Here is a 6,832-nt window from a genome sequence, read left to right as displayed (position 1 = left end):
CGAGGGCAGGCGGCCGGTGCGGGCATCGCCCAGCGCCGCCCGGACCCGGCGCAGATTGGCCGCGGCCGCCTCCAGCTCGTTGTTTTCGACCAGGGCCCGGGCCACGAGCGCGTCCAGCACCGGATCGTCATAGAGGCGCCACCAGTCGTCGCGCGCCGCCTCGGCCGTGACGCCGGGCGCCGCGGCCCCGATGAAGGCGCCCGACGCGGAGGGGGGAAGGGTCGCGTCAGGTGCCTTCGGCCCGACCGCGCACGAGGCCAGCAGGAGGCTGGCGCCGGCGGTTGCGGTCAGGAACCGGAGAGGGGAACGGGTCGTCATCAGGCGTCTCCCGGCCGGGGCGTGGCGGCCGCGAGGTCGGCGTCATGCGGCGGCAGGCCGTGGGTGGTGGGAACGTCCGCCGGCTGTTCGGGCCGGCGCGGCATCTTCGAGGCCAGCCAGCGGCTGACGACGTAGAAGACCGGGGTGAAGATCAGGCCGAACACGGTCACGCCCAGCATCCCCGAGAACACCGCGGTGCCCAGCGACTGGCGCATCTCGGCGCCCGGTCCCGTCGCCAGCATCAGCGGCACGACGCCGAAGATGAAGGCGAAGGAGGTCATCAGGATCGGGCGCAGGCGGGTGCGGGCGGCCTGCACCGCCGCGTCCCATCGGTTCAGTCCCTGCTGCTCTTCCGCCTGTTTGGCGAACTCCACGATCAGGATGGCGTTCTTGGCCGCCAGGGCGATCAGCACCACCAGCCCGATCTGGACCAGGATGTTGTTGTCCAGACCCCGGATGCCGACGCCGATCATCGCCGCCAGCACGCACATCGGCACGATCAGCACGATGGCCAGCGGCAGGGTGAAGGCTTCGTACTGGGCCGCCAGCACCAGGAAGACGAAGACCACGGCCATCAGGAACACCAGGGTGGTGCCGCCCGATGAGATCTTCTCCTGCAGCGCCAGCTCGGTCCATTCGTAGGAGAAGCCGGGCGGCAGGGTGGCCGCCGCCAGCTGCTCCATGGTGTCCAGCGCCTGGCCGGACGACACGCCGGGCGCCGCCTGACCCTGCAGCTCGGAAGCCGGGAACAGGTTGTAGCGGACCACGCGGGCCGGGCCGGAATCGTCCCTCAGCGTCGCCACGGAGCCGATCGGCACCATGGCGCCGGAGGCCGAGCGGGTTTTCAGATTGGCGATGTCGGCGACGTCGTCGCGAGACGCCGGCTCCGCCTGCGCCGTGACCCGGAAGGTCCGGCCCAGGAAGTTGAAGTCGTTGATGTAGGCCGAACCGAGATAGATGCCGAGCGTGTCGAACACGTCGTCGGGCTGCACCCCCATCATCAGCGCCCGGTCGCGGTCGACGTCGGCGGAGATGCGCGGCGAGCCGGTGTTGTAGAGCGAGAACACCTGCTGCACGCGTTCCGGCTGCTGGGCGGCCGCGCCCATCATGGCGAAGGTCGCGCCTTCCAGGGCCCGATAACCCTGGCCGCCGCGGTCCTGGACCATCATCTTGAAGCCGTTGCCGTTGCCCAGACCCTGGACCGACGGCGGGGCGATGACGAAGATGTTGGCGTCCTCGATGCCGAAGGTGGCGCCGGTGATGGCCCCGGCCAGGGCGGCGGCGGCCGTTTCCCGCGTCTCGCGTTCCTCAAACTCGTCGAGGCGGACGAAGATCGTCGCTGCGTTGGAGCCGAACGAGAAGCTCGAGCCGTCGAGGCCGGCGAAGGCCACGGTGCCGTCCACGCCCTCGGTCTTCTCGATGATGTCCCGGGCCCGGGTCATCACCGCCTCGGTGCGTTCCAGCGAGGCGCCCGCGGGCAGCTGGATGACCCCGATCAGATAGCCCTGGTCCTGGTCCGGAATGAAGCCGGTTGGCGTCTCCATCACCCGCCAGGCGGTGAGGCCCAGCAGCACGACATAGACGGCCAGCACCACGCCGACGGTCCGCACCAGGCGCGCGGTCAGCCGGCCGTATTTGTCCGACAGCCAGTCGAAGCCCTCGTTGAACCGGCGTCCGGCCCAGCCGCCGTAGTAGGCGGCGGAGCCGAGCAGTCCCGGCTTCCGCTCGGGGGCGTGGCTCAGATCATGCGGCCTCAGCAGCACCGCGGCCATGGCCGGCGACAGGGTCAGCGACACCAGCAGCGAGATCACCGAGGCCGAGGCGATGGTCACCGCGAACTGCTGATAGAAGATGCCGGGGATGCCGGGCACGAAGGCCGTCGGCACGAACACCGCCACCAGCACCAGGCCGATCGCGATCAGCGCCCCGGAGACTTCCTTCATCGACCGGTAGGCCGCCTCCTTGGGCGTCAGGCCCTGACGGATGTAGCGCTCGACGTTCTCGACCACGACGATAGCGTCGTCGACCACGATGCCGATGGCCAGCACGAGGCCGAACAGCGACAGCGAATTGATCGAATAGCCCAGTCCCAGCAGCACCGCGAAGGTTCCGACCAGCGACACGGGGATGGCCACGATCGGGATGATGGCGGCGCGCCAGGTCTGCAGGAAGACGATGACCACCAGCACCACCAGGATCATCGCCTCGAACACGGTGTGCTGCACCGCCTCCACCGACTCGGCGACGAATTCGGTCGGGTTGTAGGGTACGGAAATCTCCATGCCGGGCGGCAGTTCGGCGCGGGCGGCCTCGATCTCGGCCATGACCCGGTCGGCGGTCTCCAGCGCATTGGCGCCGGGTTGCTGCTGGATGGCGAGGGCGACGCCCGGGTGGCCGTCGAAATAGCCGCGGATGCCGTAGTCCTGGGAGCCCAGCTCGACGCGCGCGACGTCGCGCACCCGGGTTGTCCGGCCCTGGGCGTCGGTCTTGATGACGATGTCGCCGAACTCGTCCGGGTCGCTCAGGCGCGACTGCACCTGCACCGGCAGCTGGAAGGCCGCGGCGTTGGTGGGGAAGGGCGGCTGGCCGATGGCGCCGGCGGCGGCCGAGGTGTTCTGCCCCCGCAGCGCGCCGACGATCTCCTGGGCGGTCAGGTTGCGCGCGGCCGCCTTGTTCGGGTCGATCCAGACCCGCATCGAATAGTTGCCGCCGCCGAACACCTGCACCGCGCCGACGCCGTCGAGGCGCAGGAAGCGGTCGCGCAGGGTCGAGTTGGCGTAGTTGCCGATATAGTCGTTGGCCAGGCTGCGGTCGGGCGAGGTCAGGCCGACGATGAGCAGGAAGTCCTGCTGCTGCTTGTTCACCGTCACGCCGATCTGGCGCACCGGTTCCGGCAGGCGCGGCTCGGCCAGGGCGACCCGGTTCTGGACCAGCACCTGCGCCGAATCGAGGTCCGTCCCCGGCTCGAAGGTGACGGTGATCGTCGCCACCCCGTCCGAGGTCGAGGACGACGAGATGTAGAGCATGCGCTCGACGCCGTTGACCTCCTGTTCGATGGGCGCGGCCACGGTCTCGGCCATGGTCTCGGCCGAGGCTCCCGGATAGACGGCCGTGACCGCGATCGTCGGCGGGGCGATCTCCGGATACTGCGACAGCGGCAGCAGCGGATAGGCGAACACGCCGAGCAGCGTGATGAACACCGAGATCACGGCCGCGAAGATCGGCCGGTCGATGAAGAAGCGTGAGATGTTCATGTCCGGCTCAGTCGCCCGATGACAGGCTGTTGGCGAAGGTGGCGGTCGAGGCCGGCGCGGCCGTGGTCACGGGAACCTGGGCCTCGCGGGCGACGGGGCGGATCTGGCCGTTGCGGGCCTGCACCTTCATCCCCGGCTGCTGGATGCGCTGGACGCCGTTGATGATGACCCGGTCGGTCCGCTCGAGCCCGCCGCGGATGACCCGCAGGCCGTCCACCAGGGGGCCCAGCTGGACCGGCTTGGGCGCCACCGAGCCGTCGGCGGCGACGACATAGACGATGCGCCGCGCCTGATCGGTGGCGATGGCCGCGTCGGGCACCAGCATGGCGTCATAGGTCCCGGCCCCGGCCAGACGCGCCTGGCCGAACATGCCGGGCTTGAGGAAGCCGTCGGCGTTGGGGATCAGCGCCCGCAAGCGGATCACCCCCGACGAGGTGTCCACGGCGTTGTCGGTGAAGTCGAGCGTGCCCGACCGGCTGAAACCGGTTTCATCCTGCAGGCGCACCTGGATCGGCGCGGCGCCCTGGCGGGCCTGCCGCTGGTACTTCAGCAGCACGGCTTCGGAGCCGTCGAAGACGAAATGGATCGGCGCGCTGGAGACCACCGTGGTCAGCACGTCCGCGGCGGACGATCCGCCGGCCACGAGGTTGCCCGCATCGACCCGGCGGTCCGACACCCGGCCGGAGATCGGCGCGGTGACGCGGGTGAATTCGAGATCCAGCTGCCGCGTCCGCACATTGGCGTTGGCGGCCGCGATGGCCGCCTGGGCCGTCTGCAGGGCGCCACGGCGGGTGTCGACCTCGGCCTGTGAGACCGCCTGCGATTCGAGCAGGGTCTCGGCTCGCTCCAGCTCGCTCTGCGCGAGAGTCAGCTGGGCCTGCGCCTGCGACAGTTGCGCGCGGGCCGAGGCCAGCGCGGCCTGGGCCGGACGGGGGTCCAGGGTGAACAGCAGCTGGCCGCGGCGCACATAGTCGCCGTCGCGGAAGTGGACGCCCGAGATGTAGCCGCCGACGCGCGCCCGCACCTCGACCGACTGGGTCGCCTCGAACCGTCCCGTGAACTCGTCCCAGTCCTGAACCGCCTGCACCAGCGGAACGGCGACCGTCACGGACGGCGCCGGCGGGGCCTGCGCCTCGCTCCTCGAGGAACAGCCATAGAGCGCGGCCGCCATGAGGGCGGACGCGGCCACGATCTTCACCGTGCGCATGTGTGTTGGTCTCCGTAGGGAGAAGAATCCCTGTCTTTGTCGACGGCGGCGATCGGGGGAGGAGGCCGCTAGTCAACGCCCGGTGACTTAATGGTGAAGCCCGCCGCGCTTGTCAACAGTCGATGACAAAGCCATATAGCCTGTGGGGCCATACCGGAGATCACGAATTGTTTTGCCATGTCGCGCCGCGACCCCGTAACGCCGAGGCCACCCGGGCGGCGATCCTGAAGGCGGCGACAAACCGTTTCTCGCGCGAAAGCTACGACGACGTCGGCATGCGCGATATCGCCGGCGACGTCGGCGTCGATGCGGCGCTGGTGTCCCGCTATTTCGGCTCCAAGGAAGACCTGTTCATCGCCGTGCTCAATGCATCCGGCGACAAGACGCGGATCATCGAGGGCGATCGTTCCGACTTCGGACAGCGCATGGCCCGCGAAGCCATCTACAAGGAGCGCGAAGCCGGCAAACTGGAGCACATGCTGATCATGCTTCGCTCCATCGGCTCCACCAAGGCCGCGGAGCTCATTCAGCGCAACGGTCAGGACTGCTTCTTCGGCCCCTTCGAGCAGTGGCTGGGCGGCCCCGATGCCCCCGTACGCGCGCGGCTGGCCGCCGGCATCATGATGGGGGTCTCGATCGGCAGCGAGCTGTGCATCGACGCCCTCACCCCCGAACAGTGCGCGGCCATGGAACAGCGCATGGCGGCCATCCTCCAGGACATCATCGACGGCTGAGGCTCAGCCCCGCTGCTGGAATTTCCGGATCACGCCCGAGAAGGTCATCAGGATGCGCTCGCCGGCGTTGATCTGGCCGCGCACGAAGATCAGGCTCTTGCCGGCCCGCACCACCTCGCCCGTGGCCTCGACCAGTTCGCCGACATAGGCCCCGTCGATGAAGGTGGAATCCAGCGACACCGTCACCCCCGACGCGCCCTCCATCTCCTGGTAGGCGGTCTGGAACAGGGCGATGTCGGCGAAGGTCATCAGACAGCCGCCATGCATCCGGTCGCCGGCGTTCATATGCTTCGGCTCGGCCCGGAAGGCGCAGCGCATCCGCCCGTCGGCGTCCGGCCTGAAGTAGAACGGCCCCACCACCTGATCGAAGGTGCCGTGCAGGTCGTACATCTGCCAGCCGGCGAACTCGCCCTCGGTTACGGTGACCTTCTGAACCATTGCTCGCGCTCCGCCTTACTATCGCTCTCGCAATGCAGCATATAGGCGCGATGAGCGACCCCATCGAAACCGCCATCTTCGAAAAATTGGCGAAGGCCGACCCCAAGGGCGTCGGCGGCAAGAGCATCGAACCGGCCGACGTGGCCAAGGAGCTTCAGCCGGAGCAGTGGCAGCGCATGCTGCCCAAGGTGCGGCACTGCGCCCTGGGCCTGATGCGTCAGGGCAAACTGACCATCACCAAGAAGGGCAAGCCGGTCGATCCCAACGCCTTCAAGGGCGTGATCCGCCTGCGCCTTCCGACCGAGGCCGAGACCGCCGCCGCCCTCGCGGCCCTGCCGCCGGCGCCGGAGAACGATGAGGACTGAGGCTCTCCCTCCCCGCCCCGGGGAGGGATGTCAGCGCAGCGCGCTGACAGGGTGGGGACGGCTGTCCGACCCGTCCGCCGCCCCCATCCGGCTTCGCCTGCGGCTCAGCCACCCTCCCCGGGACGGGGAGGGAGAAGCGTGAGTCTCGACCAGGTCCTCGCCGACATCCGCGCCTGCCGGGCCTGCCTCGGCCAGTTGCCGCACACGCCGCGCCCGGTGGTGCATGTCTTTCCCGAGACCCGGCTGCTGATCTGCGGCCAGGCCCCGGGACGCCGCGTGCATGAAAGCGGCCTGCCGTTCACCGATCCCTCCGGCGACCGCCTGCGCGACTGGCTCGGCGTGGACGACCAGACCTTCTACGCCGACCGCCGCCTCGGCGTCGCCGCCCAGGCCTTCTGCTACCCCGGCACGGCGCCGAAGGGCGGCGACTATCCGCCCCCGCGCCGCTGCGCCGAACTGTGGCGGCCCGGCCTGCTCGCAGAACTGCCCCGGGTCGAGCTGACCCTGCTGGTCGGC

Annotated in this window: 6 protein-coding genes and 1 pseudogene; 3 read left to right on the top strand and 4 right to left on the bottom strand. The window is 69.5% G+C overall.

What is annotated here, in order from left to right; genetic code table 11:
* From RDU12_RS10725 to RDU12_RS10715, 3 genes and pseudogenes are all read right to left on the bottom strand, one after another.
* Positions 1-318 (bottom strand): annotated as a pseudogene (locus RDU12_RS10725) (TolC family protein); the annotation flags it as partial.
* The gene (locus RDU12_RS10720; protein ID WP_300290645.1) at positions 318-3,572 is read right to left on the bottom strand and encodes an efflux RND transporter permease subunit; all 3,255 of its coding nucleotides are present in this window, start codon (positions 3,570-3,572) and stop codon (positions 318-320) included. The pseudogene RDU12_RS10725 and the gene RDU12_RS10720, both read right to left, overlap by 1 nt.
* A 7-nt stretch (positions 3,573-3,579) precedes the next feature.
* Positions 3,580-4,779, bottom strand: a complete 1,200-nt coding sequence (locus tag RDU12_RS10715; RefSeq protein WP_300290643.1) for an efflux RND transporter periplasmic adaptor subunit — start codon at positions 4,777-4,779, stop codon at positions 3,580-3,582.
* A gap of 122 nt (positions 4,780-4,901) precedes the next feature.
* Here RDU12_RS10715 and RDU12_RS10710 point away from each other — a divergent pair, with 122 nt between their 5' ends.
* Positions 4,902-5,513: a TetR/AcrR family transcriptional regulator gene (locus RDU12_RS10710; RefSeq protein ID WP_300290641.1), complete on the top strand. Its 612-nt coding sequence runs from the start codon at positions 4,902-4,904 to the stop codon at positions 5,511-5,513.
* 3 nt (positions 5,514-5,516) lie between these two features.
* On the opposite strand, the gene RDU12_RS10705 is transcribed toward RDU12_RS10710, so the two are convergent.
* Positions 5,517-5,951: a PaaI family thioesterase gene (locus RDU12_RS10705; protein WP_300290639.1), complete on the bottom strand. Its 435-nt coding sequence runs from the start codon at positions 5,949-5,951 to the stop codon at positions 5,517-5,519.
* Between the two features lie 50 nt (positions 5,952-6,001).
* On the opposite strand from RDU12_RS10705, the gene RDU12_RS10700 reads away from it, so the two are divergent.
* Both RDU12_RS10700 and RDU12_RS10695 read left to right on the top strand, forming a co-directional pair.
* The gene (locus tag RDU12_RS10700; protein ID WP_300290637.1) at positions 6,002-6,316 is read left to right on the top strand and encodes a DUF3253 domain-containing protein; all 315 of its coding nucleotides are present in this window, start codon (positions 6,002-6,004) and stop codon (positions 6,314-6,316) included.
* A gap of 138 nt (positions 6,317-6,454) precedes the next feature.
* Positions 6,455-6,832: uracil-DNA glycosylase family protein (locus tag RDU12_RS10695; RefSeq protein WP_308684593.1), on the top strand; the 378-nt coding region annotated here is incomplete at its 3' end.

Origin of the sequence: Brevundimonas sp. (assembly GCF_031082345.1) — a bacterium.
Classification (GTDB): Bacteria; Pseudomonadota; Alphaproteobacteria; order Caulobacterales; family Caulobacteraceae; genus Brevundimonas.
Note: the sequence above shows the minus strand (reverse complement) of the source record. Positions and strands in the feature narration are given on the sequence as shown.

Bases quoted from the DNA above. Each gene is read 5' to 3' on its own strand.
- RDU12_RS10715 (WP_300290643.1), bottom strand. From the start codon at position 4,779: ATGCGCACGGTGAAGATCGTGGCCGCGTCCGCCCTCATGGCGGCCGCG.
- RDU12_RS10700 (WP_300290637.1), top strand. From the start codon at position 6,002: ATGAGCGACCCCATCGAAACCGCCATCTTCGAAAAATTGGCGAAGGCC.
- RDU12_RS10705 (WP_300290639.1), bottom strand. From the start codon at position 5,951: ATGGTTCAGAAGGTCACCGTAACCGAGGGCGAGTTCGCCGGCTGGCAG.
- RDU12_RS10710 (WP_300290641.1), top strand. From the start codon at position 4,902: ATGACAAAGCCATATAGCCTGTGGGGCCATACCGGAGATCACGAATTG.
- RDU12_RS10720 (WP_300290645.1), bottom strand. From the start codon at position 3,572: ATGAACATCTCACGCTTCTTCATCGACCGGCCGATCTTCGCGGCCGTG.